The sequence below is a fragment of the Ectothiorhodospira marina genome (assembly GCF_900109495.1).
Lineage (GTDB): Bacteria > Pseudomonadota > Gammaproteobacteria > Ectothiorhodospirales > Ectothiorhodospiraceae > Ectothiorhodospira > Ectothiorhodospira marina.
This window is the reverse complement of record NZ_FOAA01000014.1, coordinates 1-18,254: the sequence shown is the minus strand read 5'-3', so window position 1 is coordinate 18,254 and position 18,254 is coordinate 1. Positions and strand designations below refer to the sequence as shown.

Below are 18,254 nucleotides of genomic sequence, written 5' to 3'. Positions count from 1 at the left end.
CTCGTACTCCTGATGAAGAATCGGTTTAGCGGTGGGGCAGCATCTGGCGAACGGCAGCCACATCCGAGGGATGGACATGGGAGGCCGAACGCAACTGGCGCTTACGCTTGGTGCTCTTCTTCGTCAGGATGTGACGACGGTGGGACTGATTGCGCTTGAACGCCCCTGCCCCGGTCTTGGTGAAGCGCTTGGCGGCGCCTCGGTTGGTCTTCATCTTCGGCATCTTCGAACTCCTGGTAAGGCCGCCTTCACGGCGGTCCTGTTGATCGGGACGCACAGGTGTACCGGAACCCGTGAATCCGTTTTATGCATTATTTCTTCTTGGGCCCAAGCACCATGATCATCTGGCGACCTTCCATCTTGGGCCGCTGTTCCACGGTAGCCAGTTCTTCCAGATCCTGCTCAATCCGATCCAGCAGCTTGCCACCCAATTCCTGGTGAGCCATTTCCCGACCCCGGAAACGAATGGTGACCTTGCACTTGTCGCCGTGTTCCAGAAACCGGGTGAGATTTCGGATCTTGACGTTGTAGTCGCCCTCATCGGTGCCTGGACGAAACTTCACTTCCTTGATCTGAACCTGTTTCTGATTCTTCTTGGCAGCCTGCGTCTTTTTACTCAACTCGAACTTGAACTTACCGTAGTCCATGACCCGGCAAACCGGTGGATCCGCGGTCGGCACGATCTCGACCAGGTCGAGTTCAGCCTCTTCGGCAATCTTCATGGCGTCGCGAGTCTGCATGACCCCCAGGTTCTCTCCGTCCTCGGCGATGAGGCGGACCTGCGGGACGCTGATCTGCTCGTTGAGTCGGTTCTCTTTTCCAGCGCTGATACTTTAATCCTCCACAATGGTTCGGCCGCGATCCGCCACTTCCCGGGACAGACGCTGAATGAGTGCATCCAGGTCCATGGTTCCCAGGTCTTGCCCGGTGCGGGACCTTACGGCCACGGATCGGGTTTCCATCTCCCGGTCTCCCAACACCAGAAGATAAGGCACCCGCTGCAAAGTGTGCTCGCGGATTTTAAAGCCGATCTTCTCGTTTCTCAAGTCCATTTCAGCCCTAAGGCCTTGGGCTCGCAGGGTTTGCACCACTTCCTGAGCATAATCGTCCTGCCGATCGGTAATCGTGAGTACCTGGGCCTGTACCGGTGCCAGCCACAGGGGGAAAGATCCGGCGTAATGTTCGATGAGTACGCCGAAGAAGCGTTCCACGGAGCCCAGCAAGGCCCGATGGACCATGATGGGACGACGGCGCTGATTGTCATCCGCCACGTATTCCAGATCGAACCGTTCCGGCAGGTTGAAATCCAGTTGCACGGTGGAACACTGCCACTGACGACCAATGGCATCGCGGATTTTGATGTCGATCTTGGGGCCATAGAAGGCGCCGCCTCCTTCATCCAGCTCGTACGCCAGCCCTTTCTTCTCCAGGGCACCCCGCAAGGCAGCGGTGGCATGCTCCCAGATATGATCGGAACCCACCGCCTTGTCCGGGCGGGTGGAGAGGTTGATGTCGAAGTCCTCAAAGCCGAAGGCGCGCAGCACATCCAGGGTCAGATCCAGGATGCGCAGTATCTCTCCTTCGATCTGGTCCTCGCGGCAGAAGATGTGGGCGTCATCCTGAGTGAATCCGCGTACCCGCATCAATCCATGCAGGGCGCCAGACATCTCCCGACGATACACCGTTCCCATCTCTGCCCAGCGCAGGGGCAGATCCCGGTAGGAACGCAGCCGATCCTTGTAAACCAGCACGTGGAAGGGGCAGTTCATGGGCTTGAGCTGGAAGGACTGATTGTCATCTTCCATGGGCTCATACATGGAGTCCGCGTAGAAATCAGCGTGCCCGGAGGTCTTCCACAACTCCAGGTTGGCGATATGGGGGGTATAGAGGAACTCGTAACCGGCGCGCTCGTGCATGTCGTACCAGAACTGTTCGACGGCGCGGCGGATCCGGGCGCCATTGGGGTGCCAGAACACCAGACCGCCACCGGCCTCATCCTGTATCGAGAACAGATTCAGTTCCTGGCCAATGCGGCGATGATCCCGGCGCTCTGCCTCGGCCAGGCGGTGCAGGTAGTCTTCCAGCTGCTGCTTGTTGGGCCAGGCGGTGCCATAGATGCGCTGGAGCATCTCATTGTTGGAATCACCCCGCCAGTACGCCCCGGCCACCTTGGTCAGCTTGAAGGCCTTGAGCTTGCCGGTGCTGGGCACATGGGGGCCGCGGCACAGGTCAACGAAGTCACCCTGGGTGTACAGGGAGATATCCTCGTTCTGAGGAATATCCTCGATAATGCGGGCCTTGTACTCCTCCCCCTGAGCCCGAAAGAACTCCGCTGCCTCGTCCCGGGGCATCACTCTGCGCTCCACAGGGATGTCCGCCTTGGCCAGTTCCTTCATCTTGGCCTCGATCTTCTCCAGATCTTCCGGATGAAAGGGCCGATCAAAGGCGAAATCGTAATAAAATCCATTGTCTATCACCGGTCCGATGGTGACCTGGGCGCTGGGGAACAGGCTCTTGACCGCATGGGCCATAAGGTGGGCGGTGGAATGACGGATCATTTCCAGGCCTTCGGGATCGCGGTCGGTGACAATGGCCAGACGTGCATCGTCATCAATGCAATGGCTGGCATCCACCAGGCGGCCATCCACCTTGCCGGCCAGAGTGGCTTTGGCCAAGCCTCGACCGATATCGGCGGCCACATCGGCCACGGTGACGGGCGCGTCAAAGTGGCGCTGGCTTTCGTCGGGAAGGGTGATTACGGGCATATCGAATGTCTCCTGCGCCGGCCTGTACGCGGGGCCGTGCACGTTGATGTGTTTGGGGGAGCCCCCCACTAAAAAGGCCGCAAACCGTGGGCCCGGAGTAGGCAAGGTTTGCAGCCTGGGCTGCGTATCGCGACCCGGATCACTTGAATCCGGGATAGACGATCAGGCTAAAGGATTACGGCCCCCAAGACAAGGTGGTTCAGCGGCGGCCGGCGGGTCGCTGCAGGGCTTGCAGGGCCATGGATCGGCAGGTGGCGGCATCATGCCCACCCTGGGCAATGCCCTGCAACGCCTTGACCAGATCCACAATCTGCTCGCCATAGCGGATGCCGTCAATGCAAACCGACTCGGGCCGGCGCCGATCAGCCTCGGTGATCTGAATGTTGCGGGGAATGCCGGCCTGTTCCGCCGGCTTCGGGTCTTCCTCATGGTTTGCGGCCTGGGGCCGGGGAGCACGGACCGGGGCATCGGATGGCGCGTCCCCATACCCCTCTTCGCGAAGCCGCTCCATGATGACCTTGCGTTCCCGGTCGGTGAACCGCGTCCAGGCGGCGATCTCCATGAGGGTGCGGCCGCAGCCGATGCACCGACCCTCCTCGGTCTGGCAGACATGGATGCACGGGCTCTGCATGGGATGAAAAGACTCCTTGGAATGGCTGAGTGATGGTCCACCGCCCTATCCTAACCCGGGCGCATGCCTCGAACACGCATGAACCCTCGGCTATCAGGTGCCGCAAAAGGTCTGATGGACCCGCTCTTCCGGCCGGGCCGGTTGCATGAAGGCCTCTTGTCCGGGGTGGTCCTGAAACGGCTGTGTCACCAGGCCAAGCAGGTGCTCGAACGGGCCGAAGTCCGCTTCGCTTACCGCAGCCCTAATGGCCTGTTCCACACGATGATTACGCGGGATATACCCCGGATTCACGCGTCGCATCCGGGCCCCGCGCTCACCTGCCCCATGGGGCTCACGTGCCACTCGGGCCTGCCAGCACGGCAACCAGACATCGAAGGGTTGGGCATGATTGAACAGCGACCGTACCCGTGTGTGAACCTCCTCGCCGGCAGCCAGATCACTCAGATAACGGAAGGTCAGAGCAAAATCCGCCTCCTGCTTGCGCATGATATCCAGCAACTCACGTACCAGTTCCAGATCGCTGTCCTCTTTCGTTTGAAGTCCCAGCTTGTCACGCATACCGGCGAGCCAGTGGGTGGAGATACTGGACGGGAAGGCCTCCAGAACCTGCGTGGCCTGATCGATGGCCCTGGATGCGTCATCATCGATGAGTGGCAACAGGGTCTCCGCCAGTCGTGCCAGATTCCATTGAGCAATTTCAGGCTGATTGGCAAAGGCGTATCGCCCTCGCTGATCAATGGAACTGAACACCGTGCCAGGGTGGTAGGTATCCATGAAGGCACAGGGACCATAATCAATGGTCTCACCCGAAACGGCCATGTTGTCCGTATTCATCACCCCATGGATGAACCCCACCAGCATCCAACGGGCCACCAGTTCGGCCTGACGGCCAGCAATCGATTCCAGCAGGGCAAGATAAGGAGAAGATGCCTGCCGAACCTCCGGGTAATGACGCTCAATGACGTGGTCCGCCAAGGATTTCACTGCCGCAGGGTCGCGCCGCGCCGCGAAGAACTGGAAGGTGCCCACACGGATGTGACTTTGGGCCACCCGAGTGAGCACGGCGCCCGGCAGGGGCTCCTCCCGGTACACCGTCTCGCCGGTGGTGACCATCGCCAGTGCGCGGGTGGTGGAGACCCCCATGGCATGCATCGCTTCGCTGAGCAGATACTCACGCAGCACGGGGCCCAGTGCCGCCCGACCATCCCCCATCCGGGAGAATGGTGTGGGCCCCGACCCCTTGAGTTGAATATCGCGTCGAACCCCCGCCCGATCCACTACCTCCCCCAGCAACAGGGCCCGACCATCACCCAATTGAGGCACAAAGTGGCCGAACTGGTGCCCCGCATAGGCCATGGCCAGGGGTTCGGAACCGGGCAGCACGGCATTACCGGCCAGGGCCTGGGCCCACGCATCCTCCGATAAGGCCCCCGGATCGATGCCCAGTTCTCCGCATAAGCCGGTATTCAGAGCCCTGAGTCGGGGGGACGCCACGGGCGTCGGGTTCATGCGGACAAAGAAAGGCTTCGGCAAGCGAGCGTAACGGTTGTCGAAGGTCACGGGGGACGTCGTGGATTCCAGCACGGGCGCAGTGGACATGGTGCAACCTTCCAAGTGTCATGGTCGGGAAATACCTGATCTAATTTATCAGGTTAACATCAATCCTTTCACCGATCACGAAGGCGCTGACCCCAGAGCCGAACCGCGCTAGGGATGAGTGCCAGCAAGGCCAATCCCGCCAGCGGCAGGACCAGGGAGGGTCTGATCACATCGGATGGGCTCAGCCCCTCCACCTGCGTCAGATTGGAGAGGCCCTCACCCAGACTGGCAACCATGAATGAAAGGGGGATGAGCCCCAGGAAGGTAGCGATCCATACATGCCGGAAAGGAACCGGAAATACGACCGGGATCAGGTTGATGATCCACGCAGGCACGATGGGAAACAGGCGAGCGGCCAGAATGAAATTGAACCCATTGGCGGCCAGCGTATCCTCATAGGGTGTCAGGTGCGCTCCCCAGCGACGGTGAATGGCCTCGAAGAATAGCCATCGACCGATGACGCCCACCATCACCGCACTGGAGGCGGATCCCAGGGCACTCAACACCGCCCCGAAGGGGGCTCCGAACAAAAACCCACCGGAAAGCATGAGCAGAAATCCACCGGGGAAAGGCGTGATCTTGCCGATGGTCACCACCAATACATAGATCGCAGCGGCCAGCATGGGATGGGCATCCACGCCAGATACCAGCGGCTCTTGAAAACCGGCCACCCAACGAATGATGTCGCCGCCGAACTGAACACCGGCCCAGGTGGCCGTCAGCAGGAACAGCCCCAACAGCCCCAGGATCCACGGCAGGTATTTTGTAGGGATGGGTGGGTTCAAGGGGTCTTATTGGCGCACATTGGGTTCAATTCGACGATCGACACGGTCACATACCCTCCATCCGCCCCCCGATACACATACTTTTCCAGAATCATGTCGCCTGCCTGGGCACCTGAAGCCAGAATGGCGGCCGCCTCGGACACCGAGGGGGTCCCCGTCAAGTGACGCAGCCGCTCGGATGGATGGGATACGGTGACGCCAGCCAGCGCCTCGGCGGTATAGGCATACAGAGGCCAACCTTGCTCCAGCGACAGCGTCGTGATGGCCGACTCCCTTGCGCGGGCTTCGAAAGTGGCCAGCGCCATCACGCTTTCCATATCTGCGCCCACCTGCGCCAGGGCCTCTTGCAATGCGCCCCGCAGGGTCTCAAGGGAGATGCCCTGTTGACACCCCAGGCCCAGCACCCGCCTCGGCAAGGCACCCGAGCCGGTCATGAATGGGCGGTCGTGTTCAGGCATCGCGCAAAACCAAGCTTATCCATGGGTCTTTTTTCCCTGCCGCGGATAATGTGTATGATGAAAATCAGGCTTCAATGGCCGGGCGCAACGTCAATAGCGCCTCAAACTCTCTATGGAGGATCTCTATGAGTATCGATTTCAAGCGTAATCTCCCCCAAATGTTCGTCGGCACCTGCCTGGCCCTGGGCCTGGCGAGTGCTCCACTGACCGCAGTGGCTGACAAAGGTCAGGTCAATATTCCCTACGTGGAATGGGCCGATGCCGTGGCCAGCACCAACGTGATGCGCGTGGTCCTGGAGGAAGCCGGCTATGATGTGGAAACCGTCTCCGTGAGTGCCGCCGCCATGTGGCAATCCGTGGCCACTGGCGATCAGGATGCTTTCGTGGCCGCCTGGCTGCCCACCACCCATGCCAATTACGTGGAGGAAGTGGGTGACCGTGTAGAGGATCTGGGTCCGAATCTGGAGGGTACCCGGATCGGCCTGATGGTGCCTACCTATGTTGAGATCGACTCCATTGACGAACTCAACGACAACGCTGGTCGTTTTGGTGGCCAGATCATCGGCATCGACCCGGGCGCGGGTATCATGAGCAGCACTGAAGAAGCCATTGAGGCGTATGACCTGAATCTTCGCCTGGTGGAAGGCTCTGACGCCACCATGACTGGTGTGCTCGCCAACGCCATTCGCACCAATGACTGGGTCGTGGTCACCGGTTGGACGCCTCACTGGAAGGAAGGTCGCTGGGACCTGAAGTACCTGGAAGATCCCAAGGGTGTCTATGGCGGTGAAGAAGCCATCCACACCATCGTCCGCACCGGCCTTAAGGACGACATGCCCGAGGTCTACGCCATTCTGGATAACTTCAACTGGACGACGGACCAAGTGGCTGAATTGATGGTCATGAACGAAGAAGGCGGTGACCCCTATGACAATGCCAAGCAGTGGGTCGAACAGAACCGTGACGTGGTAGATACCTGGCTCCAGTAAACCTGGACGAGGTGCCCCCTCTCCCGCAAGCGGGAGAGGGGGCAGGTGAGGTCCTGATTCAGAAGGACCAGCGCTCCACCTGTTCCACGGGTCGGCGTTCACCCAGGGTCTTCATGCCCTTCACTGAACGCACGATGAGCCACACCACCCAGAACAGCAGGACAAGCCAGCCGATCAAGACCATCGTGAGCAGAATGCCGGGGATGAGAAACGCCAGACCCATCCAGAAGGTGCGGATCTGAAATCGGTAATGCGTCTTGAGCCAGTCCGGCGCCGACCCCTGGTAGACATAAGCGATGATCACCCCGATGATGCCGGTAAAAGTGACGAAGGGGCCCAGGATATACAGGATATAGACCACCTTGGGCATCAGCAGATCGTCCGCATGGGGGTTGTGCTCCATGGGCACCGGGGTTTCTTCGACCATCAGTTTTCACTCCTGAATGCAAGGTTGAGTCCTCAGCATACTCAATCCAGCCCCTGCAGGGTAAGATGCGCATTCCAACTGACCCTGGTAGTACATCCAGCCATCAACGGGAGTCCCCATGGCCTTTGTCACCGACCCGGACGGTGACTGGATCGAGATCATCGAGCCCGCGCGCCTGGGTGGCATGGGACGCCACTGAGGGCATGTCCTGCCCCCTGTGCGGGAAAACACACCCGTGGCTCTACGCACACCTGTCGAAGGGCGATTATTTCCTGTGTGGTGACTGTCGGCTGGTCTGGCTTGACCCCAGGCACTGGCTATCGCCCAAGGAAGAAGGCGCCCAATACACCACTCACTGCAATGATCCTGAAGATGCCCGTTACCGCGCATTCCTGTCGCGCCTGAGCGAGCCCATGCAGAGTCGCCTGAGCGCCGGGGCCAGAGGGCTCGACTATGGCTGTGGTCCGGGTCCCACCCTCTCCCGCATGCTGGAGGAAAAGGGGTTTCCCACTCGGGACTACGACCCGGTCTTCTTCCCGGACAAGGGGATCCTTGCTCAGGAATATGATTTCATCACCTGCAGCGAAACCGCCGAACATTTCCATGCACCGGGAGCCGAGTTCGAGCGGCTGAACGCCCTGCTGCGCCCGGGCGGGTGGCTGGGGGTCATGACGGAGTTTCGTCCAGCGGACGCGCATTTTCTGCGCTGGCATTACCGGCGCGACCCAACCCACATCTGCTTTTACTCGCCGGACACGATGGCCTGGATTGCCCGGCACCACGGCTGGCGACTCGAGATCCCGGTGAAGAACGTCGCTCTGTTTCACAAGGGCCAGGTTTGATGATCGCCGTGCCCGCCCGCCCCTAGGCCGAGGCAAATGGAGCCCGCGTGAAGTCCTCCGCCTCCTCCACCGGTGGTGGAGAACACTCCAGAAACGTCCGATACAGATGCTGAGGGTCCGCAGCCCCCTGGCCGGAACTGGAGCGCAATAACCCCAGAATGATGAACAACACGTTCGTGCGCTCCGAAAACGCCCCCAGATCCGCCCCCTCGGAGTGCTCAAGGTACCGACTGATCAGCGTTTCTGCCTTGCGCTGCTCCCCGTGCATGACCTGCAGGGCCAGCAGGTCATAGAGTACGCCCAGCATCATGCCCTGGCTTACGCTCTCCAGGCGAGTCAGAATCCGGTAGGCCTCGGTCAGGTCATCCAGGGCAGCCCGGAAGTTACCCAGCGACTTGTGCAAGCTGGCCAGATCCACCAGGGCCTTGAACACCTCAAGATGATCCTGTCCATGGAGCTGGCGCTTGCGTTCCAGCACCTGGTGTAGCCAGGTTTCAGCCTCGGTAGGCTGGTGGGATTCGAAATGGGCCAAGGCCAGATCCCGCATCAGGACCATGATATTGCTTTCCTCGACGCCGCTGGCCTGCTCGGCCAGTTCCAGTGAGCATTGGTAGTAGTGGATGGCCTCCTGGCGCTCACCCCGGGCCAGGTAATCAGTGGCGATCTGATGCATCAATTCGGCCAGCATTGCCCGGTCGGGACCACGCACCAGGCGCACGCGTGCCAGCACCAATTCGCCATCCCCACGCTGGGCTTCCCCTTGCAGGGTCACCACCCGGGGTACGTTGTCATATAGCCAGGGATTGTCGGTCAGCGTCCAGTAAGGGCCCTTGTCGTCAATGGAAAAGATCGAGTCATCAAGCACACGCCGCAGACTGATCCCCTTGCGGGTATACAGCGACTTGAGTTCCTTTTCGCTGGGTAGCCGCCAGTCCTTGAACCGTCCCTGCCCCTCGCCGGTGTTGACCCGCGCGGGCAAGGCCGCGGCCAGTTCGGCATCGTGCAACTGCGGCGTGCCGGTGAAGATCCCCCCTGGGTGCCAGCGCTCGCCTACGGAATGGCAGAACCAGTGCAGGCCCGTGCGCACATCCATCACTGTGCCATCATTGAGACTGACATATCTCTCCCGATGTCCTGCCAACTCGGGGCTGAGGGCATAGGAGTAATGGTATACGTAGTTCTTGGAACTGCTGCTGCCGGGATGATCGGATTGATCTGCCAGTTTGCGCACGGTGCGCTGCTCGGCGATCCACTCATCATGGGCGCGACGCTGTTCCGGGTCGGAGAGTACCGTATAGGCATCATTGAGGATCTTGGTGACCCGCTCCGCCTTTTCCCGCTGCGCCTGGTTCTTGTCAGGGTGCCATTTCTGCGAAAGAAACTTGTACGCTCCCCTTATGACCTCCTGACTGGCATTTTCGGTCACCTGCAGGTTTTCATAATGGGTTCTTAGCCGCTTCATGCTATCCGGGTACTCGAGGTGGATGGTGCTGCCTTGGTGCAGCGCAGATCATAGCCAACTTGAGCCCGCGGGACGAACCCCGGGGCCATCTCAGACTCGGGATTTGAACTTGGCGGGCAGATGTCCTCTAATGGCGACGTTGTTCGAGTTGCGCGAACGCAAATCCTCATCGTCAAACAAGGTTGAGCAGGATGGATGTGATTGAATCAGATCTGGTCATCATCGGTGGTGGCGGGGCGGGACTGCGGGCAGCGATCGCCGCCGCCGAGTCAGATCCCGGGCTATCCATCTCCCTGGTCTCGAAGGTGGTTCCCATGCGCAGCCACACGGTGGCCGCCGAAGGGGGCGCCGCCGGGGTGATCCACCCGGACGACACCCTGGACAAGCACTTTGACGACACCGTCTCCGGCGGCGACTGGCTGTGCGAACAGGATGTGGTGGAGTACTTTATCGGCCAGTGTACCCGGGAACTGACCCAGTTGGAGCACTGGGGCTGTCCCTGGAGTCGCCAGGAAGACGGTGGCATCAACGTGCGCTATTTTGGGGGCATGAAGTCGCCACGCACCTGGTTTGCCGCCGACAAGACCGGGTTCCATATCCTTCACACCTTGTTCCAGACCTCGCTCAAGTATCCATCCATCCGGCGCTTCGATGAATTCTTCTGCACGGACCTGCTGGTGGAAGGCGATCGAGTTCAGGGTGTTCTGGCCTTCAATATCGCCACCGGCGAGAGTGTGCTGCTGCGCTGCAAGGCGGTGGTCCTGGCCACCGGTGGCGCCAGTCGGGTCTTCGGGCAGAACACCAATGCCGGCATCGTTACCGGTGAGGGCATGGGAATGGCCTATTCCCAGGGTGTGCCCCTGCGGGACATGGAATTCGTGCAATGGCACCCGACCGCCCTGCCCGGCTCAGGCATCCTGATCACCGAAGGGGCCCGCGGTGAGGGCGGCATCCTGCTGAACAAGGACGGCTATCGCTATCTGCAGGACTACGGCATGGGTCCACTGGACCCCTGGCCCCGCCCCCGTGCCATGGAGTTGGGTCCCCGGGATCGCGTGTCCCAGGCCTTCTGGCATGAGGATCAGGCCGGTCGCACCGTGGAGACAACCAATGGCAGTGCCGTGCATCTGGATCTGCGGCATCTGGGCGAGAAGAAGATCATGGAACGCCTGCCCATGATCCGGGAACTGGCCTGCACCTTCGCTGCCACCGATCCGGTGCACAGCCCCATTCCCGTGCGGCCAGCCGTGCACTACACCATGGGCGGCGTGCAATGTGACGTGAACGGCGCCACCCCGCTGCAAGGTCTGTTCGCCGTCGGCGAATGTGCCAGTGTGGGCATCCATGGCGCCAATCGGCTGGGGTCCAACTCACTGGCTGAACTGCTGGTCTTCGGTCGCGCTGCAGGCGAGTCGGCGGCGCGACTGGCCCGGGAGATCACCGCGGCGCCCGCCGACCTGAACGCCCAGGCACACGAGGCCGAAGCCCGGCGCCTGAACATGCTCAACGCCGATGAGGGAGAACGAGTGGCGGTGATACGCTCGGAAATGCATGACATCATGGAATCCGGCGTCGGCATTGTCCGCGACGCCGAGCGCATGAGCCAGGCCTGCGAACGCCTGTCGGCCCTGCGCGATCGCTATCGTCGGGGCGTGAAACTGGATGACCGGGGGCGCTGCTTCAACACCGAATGGCTCACCGCCATCGAACTGGGCCATACCCTGCAGGTGGCGGAGGCCATGGCGCATTCGGCCCTGGCCCGCAAGGAGTCACGGGGCGCGCACCTGCGCCAGGATGGGTTCGATACACGCGACGACGAAGCCTTCCTCTGTCACTCCCTGGCTCATCATGAAGGCAATGGGCCACCCCGCATTTCCCATGCACCGGTCACCATCACCCGCTCCAGCCCGAGGGAGCGTATCTACGGTCGCGACAGCCAGCCCGATCAGACGGCGCGGGAGGAGTAAGAGATGACCCAGACCCGCACCATCATCATCGAATGCCTGCGCTTTCATCCGGAGACGGATGAGGCACCGTATTACCAGAGCTACGAGGTGCCCTTCACGGCGGAGATGTCCGTGCTCGAGGGCCTGCAGTACATCAAGGATCACCTGGATGGCACCCTGACCTTTCGCTGGTCCTGCCGCATGGCCATCTGCGGCAGTTGCGGCTGCATGGTCAACAACGAGCCCGTGCTCAGTTGTCAGACCTTCCTGCGGGACTACCATCCGTCCCGCATTCGGGTGGAGCCCCTGGCGCATTTCCCCATCCTGCGGGATCTGACCATCGACCAGACGGACTTTCTCGCCAAACTGGAGTCGGTACACCCCTACCTGATCCCTTCGGCCGATGACGATCCGGGCGATCAGCCGCGCAACCAGACACCGGATCAGATCCAGGACTACCTGGGCTACGCGCAATGCATCAATTGCCTGTTGTGCTATGCCGCCTGTCCCCAGTACGGCCTCAATGAGGCGTTCACCGGTCCGGCCGCCCTGGCATTGCTGCATCGTTACAATGCCGACTCCCGGGACGCAGGCAAGGCACAGCGCATGGACGTGATCAACGCCGAGGAAGGTGTCTGGGGCTGCACCCTGGTGGGGGAATGCTCGGAGGTGTGCCCCAAACACGTGGACCCGGCCCGAGCCATCAACCAGAACAAGATTGTGAGCACCCAGGATTACTTCCTGCGGTTCCTGAAGCCGAGGGGGCGCCGATGAACCCACCCAGAACCTACACCCGCGGCATGCAGCGTTGGTGGCTGCGCCGCCCCAGTTACCAGTTTTATCTGTTGCGCGAGGGCACCAGTGTGGTCATCGCCCTGTATGGGGTGTTCCTGCTGATGGGCATGGCCGCCCTGGCCGTGGGGCCAGGGGCCTTTGAGGCCTGGCGTGCGGTGCTGTTCTCGCCGCTCTCCTGGTTGCTGCACCTGGTGGTGCTGGCCGCGTTTACCTTCCATGCCTGGACCTGGTTCAAGGTTCTGCCCTTGACCGTTCCACCCTTCAAAACACGCCGTTTTCCCCGGGGATTTTCCGATGCCACCCTGAACCGCATGGCCTTATGGGCTTGGGGCGTGGTGTCTTTGGTGATCCTGGTCGCTGCCCTGAGAGGCCTGCAATGAAACCACGCTCACATGAACCCATCTTTTGGTCCCTGTTCGGCGGTGGCGGCATGCTGGCGGCCCTGGTGGGGCCCATCCTGGTACTGATCGTGGGGCTGCTGGTGCCCATGGGCATGGGCTTCGGGCCGGATGCCATGGGCTATGAACAGATGCGCGCCCTGTTGGGTCATCCCCTGGTGGGGTTCGGACTGGCCATACTGATCGCCCTGTTCTTTTTCCATGCGGCACACCGCATCCTGCACACCCTGCATGACCTGGGTGTGCACGCAACGCCCCGACTCAAGCAGATCTGCTATGGATCGGCAGTCGGTGGCTCGGCGCTGGCAGTACTGGTCGCGCTGGTACTGGTCGTCCGGGCCTGATCAATGTCCCAGCCAATCACCTGGGGCACCCCGGTCAGTTCGTCTATCGCGCGACGCACTCGCTGCCAGTCCACCCGGGCATCCCGTTCTCCCACTGCTTCCATCACCTTGGTGACGGCCTGGTCCATGCCTTGGGCCTGATCCTCCAACTCTTCCAATGGCGGGTGGACTTCCAGGTAGAGCATCCCGTCTCGCCAACCCACCTTGATCGGCTGGTTGACGATATTGACTGATGCACCGAGCGAGACCCGGGGATACAACTCACCAATGTCGTCATTATCCATGCGGATACAGCCGTGCGTAGAGCGTATGCCGATCCCGGTGGACCAGTTGGTACCGTGTATCAGGTAACTGGGCCGGCTCAGGCGAATGGCATATTCTCCCATGGGGTTGTCTGGCCCCGGTGCCACCACGCGGGGCAACTCCTCACCGCGCTCGGCGTAGGCCTTGCGTATGGAGTCTGGCGGCGTCCAGGTGGGATTTTCCCGTTTTTCGATCACATCCAGGGTGCCTACCGGAGTGCCCCAATCCATGCGACCAATACTCACCGGGTAGGTCACCACCCGGGATTCACCCCGAGGAAAATAATACAGGCGCATCTCGGGCAGGTTGATCACGATGTCCTGCCGTCGGGCGTCGGGCAACACGAATTGATGGGGTAACAGGATCCGGGCATTCTCTCCGGGAATCCAGGTGTTAAGCTCGGGGTTGGCCCGGCGGATCGCCTCAAAACCCACTTGGTGGCGGCGCGCCACGTCGATCAGGGTATCCTCGTAGGTGGCTTCCACATGACTGAGTTCGCCCACGACATCCACATCTTCCTCGACGGGCCAAGCCCGCTCAAAGGCTGACAGCGGGCCGGCGAACAGGCACAACGCCAGGGCCAAACACAATGAACGGTTTGTCATACCTCAGCCCTCCACCACGCCCAGCATCCCTTCCCTGAGTTTCTCGACCCGATCCCGCAAACGGGCTGCCTCCTCAAATTCCAGGTTGCGGGCATGTTCAAACATCTGGCTCTCCAAACGAGTGATCTCCTTGGCTGTTTCCTTGGGTGACATACGCCCGTATTCCGCCTCTTGCTCGGCCACCTTGGCATAACGCTTCGGGGTGGCCATGGACCCACCGGCGTAGGCACCCTCCATGATATCGGCAATGCGCTTCTCCACCCCCTTGGGCGTGATGCCGTGGGCCTGGTTATGGGCCACCTGCTTCTCGCGGCGTCGCTCGGTTTCATCCATGGCCCGCTGCATGGACCCGGTCACCTTATCGGCATAGAGGATGGCCTTGCCGTTCAGATTGCGGGCCGCGCGGCCGATGGTCTGAATCAGCGAGCGGTCGGAACGCAGGAAGCCTTCCTTGTCGGCGTCCAGCACCGCCACCAGCGAGACCTCAGGCATATCCAAGCCCTCGCGCAACAGGTTGATACCTACCAGGACGTCAAACTTCCCCAGACGCAGATCGCGGATGATCTCCACGCGTTCCACGGTATCAATGTCGGAATGCAGATAACGCACACGAATGTCATGTTCTCCCAGGTACTCGGTGAGATCTTCCGCCATGCGTTTGGTGAGCGTGGTGATCAGCACCCGTTCGTTGACCGCGGTGCGCAGCCGGATTTCCGAGAGCACATCATCCACCTGAGCGGTCGCCGGTCGCACTTCCACTTCCGGGTCCACCAGGCCCGTGGGTCGTACCACCTGCTCCACCACCTGCCCCGACATCTTTTGCTCATAAGGGCCGGGCGTGGCTGAAACGTAGATAGCCTGGGGTGCCAGAGCCTCGAACTCCTCGAAGCGCAAGGGGCGATTGTCCATGGCTGAAGGCAGGCGGAAGCCATATTGCACCAGGGTCTCCTTACGGGAGCGATCGCCCTTGTACATGGCCCCCAACTGCGGGACCGTGACATGACTCTCATCGATCACCAGCAAGGCGTCTTCCGGCAGATAGTCCAGGAAACAGGGGGGCGGTTCACCGGCCTTGCGCCCGGAGAGATAGCGGGAATAGTTCTCGATCCCGGAACAGTAGCCCAGCTCCAGCATCATCTCCAGATCAAAGCGGGTACGCTGCTCCAGGCGTTGGGCTTCCACCAGTTGATCCGATTGACGCAGGGCGTCCAGACGTTCCTTGAGTTCCGTCTTGATATGGTCCACCGCCTCCAGAAGGGTCTCTCGGGGGGTGGCGTAGTGGGTCTTGGGGTAGATGGTCAGTCGTGGCACCCGCCGCAGCACCTCGCCGGTGAGCGGATCAAAATAGGACAGTTGCTCGATCTCCTCATCGAACAACTCGATACGCACGGCCTCCCGCTCGGAGTCCGCCGGGTGGATATCGATCACCTCGCCGCGCACCCGATAGGTGCCCCGTTTGAGCTCCAGATCGTTGCGGGTGTACTGCAATTCCGCCAGCCGGCGCAGCATCTCCCGCTGATCGATCACATCCCCCCGTTTCAGGTGCATCACCATCTGCAGGTAGGCCCGCGGATCACCCAGGCCATAGATGGCCGAGACGCTGGCCACGATGATGGCATCGCGGCGCTCCAGCAGGGCCCGGGTGGCGGACAGGCGCATCTGTTCGATGTGATCGTTGATGGACGAATCCTTCTCGATGAAGGTGTCCGACGACGGCACATAGGCCTCAGGCTGGTAATAGTCGTAGTAGGAGACGAAGTATTCCACGGCGTTATCCGGGAAGAATTCCTTCATCTCGCCATAGAGCTGGGCTGCCAGGGTCTTGTTGGGCGCCATGATGATGGTGGGCCGCTGCGACTTCTGGATCACGTTGGCGATCGTGAAGGTCTTGCCCGAGCCGGTCACACCCAGCAGGGTCTGGTGGGCCAGGCCCGAATCCAGGCCATCCAGCAGGCCCTCGATGGCCGCGGGCTGGTCTCCCGCCGGGTCAAAGCGGGTGGAAAGGTGGAAAGGTTGCTCCATGGGCTTATCTTATCAGCACAGTTTGAGTATCATTTTGAATTGATTTTTCCATCCACCAGCATTCCCGGATACCGCCTTGGACATCAAGCTCTCATCCCGCGTTCAGCGCATCAAGCCCTCCCCCACACTGGCCGTCAGCGCCCTCGCCGCCCAGTTGCGGGCCGAAGGACGCGACGTGATCGGCCTTGGCGCTGGCGAACCCGACTTCAACACACCGGACCACATCAAGGAGGCGGGCATCACCGCCATCCGCGAGGGCAAGACCAAGTATACCGCCGTGGACGGCACGCCGGGTTTGAAGCAGGCCATCATCGACAAGTTCCAGCGCGACAACGGCCACAGCTTCCAGCCGGATCAGATCCTGGTGTCCTGCGGCGGGAAGCAGAGTTTCTTCAACCTCTGCCAGGCCCTGCTGAACGAGGGTGATGAAGTCATCATCCCGGCCCCCTATTGGGTGTCCTATCCGGACATGGTGTTGCTGGCCGACGGCAAGCCGGTGATCGTCAGTGCCGACCAGTCCCAGGGCTTCAAGATGACGGCCCAGCAACTGGAAGCAGCCATCACGCCCCGCACTCGCCTGGTGGTGATCAACAGCCCCTCCAACCCCACCGGCGTGGCCTACAGCCGTGAGGAACTGGCCGCACTGGGTGAGGTGCTGCTGCGTCACCCCAATGTGGTGGTGGCCACGGATGACATGTACGAACACATGATGTTCCGTGACGTACCCTTCTGCAACATTCTCATGGCCTGCCCCGACCTGTACGATCAGACCATCGTGCTCAACGGCGTCTCCAAGGCCTATGCCATGACCGGCTGGCGCATCGGCTATGCCGGTGGTCCCAAGCCGCTGATCGCCGCCATGAAGAAGATCCAGTCCCAGAGCACCTCCAACCCCACGTCCATCGCCCAGGAAGCGGCCCAGGTGGCGCTCAACAGCGATCAGTCCTGCGTGGCCGAGATGTGCAAGGCCTTCCAGGACCGCCACGACTACCTGGTGGAAGCCCTGAACGCCATCCCGGGCGTGGAGTGCCTGCCCTCCGACGGCACCTTCTACTCCTTCCCCAGCGTGAAGGGCGCCATGGAGAAGCTGGGCATGGACAGTGACGTGAAATTCGCCGAACACCTGCTCGATCAGGTAGGCGTCGCCCTGGTCCCCGGCTCCGCCTTCGGCGCCGAAGGCCACGTGCGCATTTCCTTCGCCACCAGCCTGGATAACCTCAAGCAGGCCGTGGAGCGCATTGGTCGCGCAGTAGGGGCATAAAGGCCCTTGACGAAGCCCGGCGATATCCGTAATATGCCGGGCTTCCAAGCAATTCCCCGGTAGCTCAGTTGGTAGAGCGGGTGACTGTTAATCACTAGGTCGGCGGTTCGAGCCCGTCCCGGGGAGCCAAATAAAATGACGAAAAAGGCCACCTTTTTGGGTGGCCTTTTTCGTTTCTGGGGGGTGGGTTTCAAGCGCCCACTGAAGTGGACCATCACCGCTGGCGTGCAATTCGTCCTTCCATTTGCTAGGGTCAAGGGAGATTTGAGCCCCGTCGCCAAGGAGGCCGTGCATGGATGTTGACGATACCCATGAGGTCGAGCCCAGCGGTCTGCTGGATCTCCATCTCACCTGCTATGCCCTCCTCTCCCCCCGCTCCATCAGGCAATCCCACATCCATTCGCGTGTAGGCGAGAGCGTTGGACTCTTGGCCGCTCCACATCCCCTCGGGTGGTCGTCGTCAGTCGGACCATTCCTGCCCCCGCTGCCCAAACGCACCGTTCTGAGATCCCCGACTGTTTTCCGCAGTACGCGTCCGGTAGGACCCATATAGACCCCCTCACTCCCCGCTGGCATTCTCCCCGCAGGCCTGGGTGCGCGGTTCCCAGTGATAGGGCAGCAG

Annotated in this window: 18 protein-coding genes and 1 tRNA gene; 8 read left to right on the top strand and 11 right to left on the bottom strand. The window is 61.1% G+C overall.

The window, feature by feature from the left end; translation table 11 throughout:
• Positions 1-25 precede the first annotated feature (25 nt).
• The 7 genes from rpmI to BMY52_RS11670 form a co-directional block, all read right to left on the bottom strand.
• The gene (rpmI, locus tag BMY52_RS11700) at positions 26-223 is read right to left on the bottom strand and encodes a 50S ribosomal protein L35 (RefSeq protein WP_090254626.1); all 198 of its coding nucleotides are present in this window, start codon (positions 221-223) and stop codon (positions 26-28) included.
• Positions 224-311: 88 nt separating this feature from the next.
• Positions 312-830, bottom strand: a complete 519-nt coding sequence (gene infC, locus BMY52_RS11695; RefSeq protein WP_090254624.1) for a translation initiation factor IF-3 — start codon at positions 828-830, stop codon at positions 312-314.
• Positions 831-833: 3 nt separating this feature from the next.
• Positions 834-2,765 (bottom strand): threonine--tRNA ligase, encoded by a 1,932-nt coding sequence (thrS, locus tag BMY52_RS11690; protein ID WP_090254622.1) that lies wholly within the window; start codon positions 2,763-2,765, stop codon positions 834-836.
• Positions 2,766-2,964: 199 nt separating this feature from the next.
• A complete protein-coding gene (locus tag BMY52_RS11685) occupies positions 2,965-3,396 on the bottom strand; it encodes a DUF1289 domain-containing protein (protein WP_090254620.1) in 432 nt (143 codons plus the stop codon).
• Between the two features lie 93 nt (positions 3,397-3,489).
• A complete protein-coding gene (locus BMY52_RS11680) occupies positions 3,490-4,995 on the bottom strand; it encodes a protein adenylyltransferase SelO (protein ID WP_090254618.1) in 1,506 nt (501 codons plus the stop codon).
• 68 nt (positions 4,996-5,063) lie between these two features.
• Positions 5,064-5,780 carry a TVP38/TMEM64 family protein gene (locus BMY52_RS11675; protein WP_245740817.1) on the bottom strand — a complete coding sequence of 239 codons (717 nt, stop codon included), beginning with the start codon at positions 5,778-5,780 and terminating at the stop codon, positions 5,064-5,066.
• Positions 5,777-6,238 carry a cobalamin biosynthesis protein gene (locus BMY52_RS11670; RefSeq protein WP_218140430.1) on the bottom strand — a complete coding sequence of 154 codons (462 nt, stop codon included), beginning with the start codon at positions 6,236-6,238 and terminating at the stop codon, positions 5,777-5,779. Before BMY52_RS11670 ends, BMY52_RS11675 begins: the two co-directional genes overlap by 4 nt.
• Positions 6,239-6,363: 125 nt before the next feature.
• On the opposite strand from BMY52_RS11670, the gene BMY52_RS11665 reads away from it, so the two are divergent.
• The gene (locus BMY52_RS11665; RefSeq protein WP_425429237.1) at positions 6,364-7,227 is read left to right on the top strand and encodes a glycine betaine ABC transporter substrate-binding protein; all 864 of its coding nucleotides are present in this window, start codon (positions 6,364-6,366) and stop codon (positions 7,225-7,227) included.
• A gap of 58 nt (positions 7,228-7,285) precedes the next feature.
• On the opposite strand, the gene BMY52_RS11660 is transcribed toward BMY52_RS11665, so the two are convergent.
• The gene (locus BMY52_RS11660; RefSeq protein WP_245740815.1) at positions 7,286-7,654 is read right to left on the bottom strand and encodes a DUF4870 family protein; all 369 of its coding nucleotides are present in this window, start codon (positions 7,652-7,654) and stop codon (positions 7,286-7,288) included.
• Positions 7,655-7,857: 203 nt separating this feature from the next.
• On the opposite strand from BMY52_RS11660, the gene BMY52_RS11655 reads away from it, so the two are divergent.
• A complete protein-coding gene (locus BMY52_RS11655; protein ID WP_143050472.1) occupies positions 7,858-8,496 on the top strand; it encodes a class I SAM-dependent methyltransferase in 639 nt (212 codons plus the stop codon).
• Positions 8,497-8,518: 22 nt separating this feature from the next.
• Here BMY52_RS11655 and BMY52_RS11650 read toward each other — a convergent pair whose 3' ends face one another.
• Positions 8,519-9,958 carry a tetratricopeptide repeat protein gene (locus BMY52_RS11650; RefSeq protein WP_090254614.1) on the bottom strand — a complete coding sequence of 480 codons (1,440 nt, stop codon included), beginning with the start codon at positions 9,956-9,958 and terminating at the stop codon, positions 8,519-8,521.
• Between the two features lie 191 nt (positions 9,959-10,149).
• Here BMY52_RS11650 and frdA point away from each other — a divergent pair, with 191 nt between their 5' ends.
• The 4 genes from frdA to frdD are packed head-to-tail and all read left to right on the top strand — an operon-like array spanning position 10,150 to position 13,441.
• Positions 10,150-11,925: a fumarate reductase (quinol) flavoprotein subunit gene (gene frdA, locus BMY52_RS11645; RefSeq protein ID WP_090254612.1), complete on the top strand. Its 1,776-nt coding sequence runs from the start codon at positions 10,150-10,152 to the stop codon at positions 11,923-11,925.
• 3 nt (positions 11,926-11,928) lie between these two features.
• Positions 11,929-12,678 (top strand): succinate dehydrogenase/fumarate reductase iron-sulfur subunit, encoded by a 750-nt coding sequence (locus BMY52_RS11640; protein ID WP_090254610.1) that lies wholly within the window; start codon positions 11,929-11,931, stop codon positions 12,676-12,678.
• Positions 12,675-13,079 (top strand): fumarate reductase subunit C, encoded by a 405-nt coding sequence (locus BMY52_RS11635; RefSeq protein WP_090254608.1) that lies wholly within the window; start codon positions 12,675-12,677, stop codon positions 13,077-13,079. Before BMY52_RS11640 ends, BMY52_RS11635 begins: the two co-directional genes overlap by 4 nt.
• Complete coding sequence (gene frdD / locus BMY52_RS11630) at positions 13,076-13,441, top strand: fumarate reductase subunit FrdD (protein WP_090254606.1); 366 nt, start codon at positions 13,076-13,078, stop codon at positions 13,439-13,441. The genes BMY52_RS11635 and frdD overlap by 4 nt, the downstream gene beginning before the upstream one ends.
• Here the strand turns inward: frdD and BMY52_RS11625 are convergent.
• A complete protein-coding gene (locus BMY52_RS11625) occupies positions 13,372-14,349 on the bottom strand; it encodes a L,D-transpeptidase family protein (RefSeq protein WP_090254603.1) in 978 nt (325 codons plus the stop codon). The genes frdD and BMY52_RS11625 overlap by 70 nt on opposite strands.
• 3 nt (positions 14,350-14,352) lie before the next feature.
• On the bottom strand, positions 14,353-16,371 hold the full coding sequence (gene uvrB, locus BMY52_RS11620; protein ID WP_090254601.1) for an excinuclease ABC subunit UvrB: 2,019 nt from the start codon (positions 16,369-16,371) through the stop codon (positions 14,353-14,355).
• 76 nt (positions 16,372-16,447) lie between these two features.
• On the opposite strand from uvrB, the gene BMY52_RS11615 reads away from it, so the two are divergent.
• Together BMY52_RS11615 and BMY52_RS11610 are read left to right on the top strand one after the other, a co-directional pair.
• Complete coding sequence (locus BMY52_RS11615; protein WP_090254598.1) at positions 16,448-17,632, top strand: pyridoxal phosphate-dependent aminotransferase; 1,185 nt, start codon at positions 16,448-16,450, stop codon at positions 17,630-17,632.
• Between the two features lie 53 nt (positions 17,633-17,685).
• A tRNA-Asn gene (locus tag BMY52_RS11610) sits at positions 17,686-17,761 on the top strand.
• The last annotated feature ends 493 nt before the right edge of the window (positions 17,762-18,254 follow it).

Excerpts from the sequence above, each read along its gene's own strand:
- rpmI (WP_090254626.1), bottom strand. The coding sequence starts at position 223 with ATGCCGAAGATGAAGACCAACCGAGGCGCCGCCAAGCGCTTCACCAAG.
- thrS (WP_090254622.1), bottom strand. The coding sequence starts at position 2,765 with ATGCCCGTAATCACCCTTCCCGACGAAAGCCAGCGCCACTTTGACGCG.
- BMY52_RS11685 (WP_090254620.1), bottom strand. The coding sequence starts at position 3,396 with ATGCAGAGCCCGTGCATCCATGTCTGCCAGACCGAGGAGGGTCGGTGC.
- BMY52_RS11680 (WP_090254618.1), bottom strand. The coding sequence starts at position 4,995 with ATGTCCACTGCGCCCGTGCTGGAATCCACGACGTCCCCCGTGACCTTC.
- BMY52_RS11670 (WP_218140430.1), bottom strand. The coding sequence starts at position 6,238 with ATGCCTGAACACGACCGCCCATTCATGACCGGCTCGGGTGCCTTGCCG.
- BMY52_RS11665 (WP_425429237.1), top strand. The coding sequence starts at position 6,364 with ATGAGTATCGATTTCAAGCGTAATCTCCCCCAAATGTTCGTCGGCACC.
- BMY52_RS11660 (WP_245740815.1), bottom strand. The coding sequence starts at position 7,654 with ATGGTCGAAGAAACCCCGGTGCCCATGGAGCACAACCCCCATGCGGAC.
- BMY52_RS11655 (WP_143050472.1), top strand. The coding sequence starts at position 7,858 with ATGTCCTGCCCCCTGTGCGGGAAAACACACCCGTGGCTCTACGCACAC.
- BMY52_RS11650 (WP_090254614.1), bottom strand. The coding sequence starts at position 9,958 with ATGAAGCGGCTAAGAACCCATTATGAAAACCTGCAGGTGACCGAAAAT.
- frdA (WP_090254612.1), top strand. The coding sequence starts at position 10,150 with ATGGATGTGATTGAATCAGATCTGGTCATCATCGGTGGTGGCGGGGCG.
- BMY52_RS11640 (WP_090254610.1), top strand. The coding sequence starts at position 11,929 with ATGACCCAGACCCGCACCATCATCATCGAATGCCTGCGCTTTCATCCG.
- BMY52_RS11635 (WP_090254608.1), top strand. The coding sequence starts at position 12,675 with ATGAACCCACCCAGAACCTACACCCGCGGCATGCAGCGTTGGTGGCTG.
- frdD (WP_090254606.1), top strand. The coding sequence starts at position 13,076 with ATGAAACCACGCTCACATGAACCCATCTTTTGGTCCCTGTTCGGCGGT.
- BMY52_RS11625 (WP_090254603.1), bottom strand. The coding sequence starts at position 14,349 with ATGACAAACCGTTCATTGTGTTTGGCCCTGGCGTTGTGCCTGTTCGCC.
- uvrB (WP_090254601.1), bottom strand. The coding sequence starts at position 16,371 with ATGGAGCAACCTTTCCACCTTTCCACCCGCTTTGACCCGGCGGGAGAC.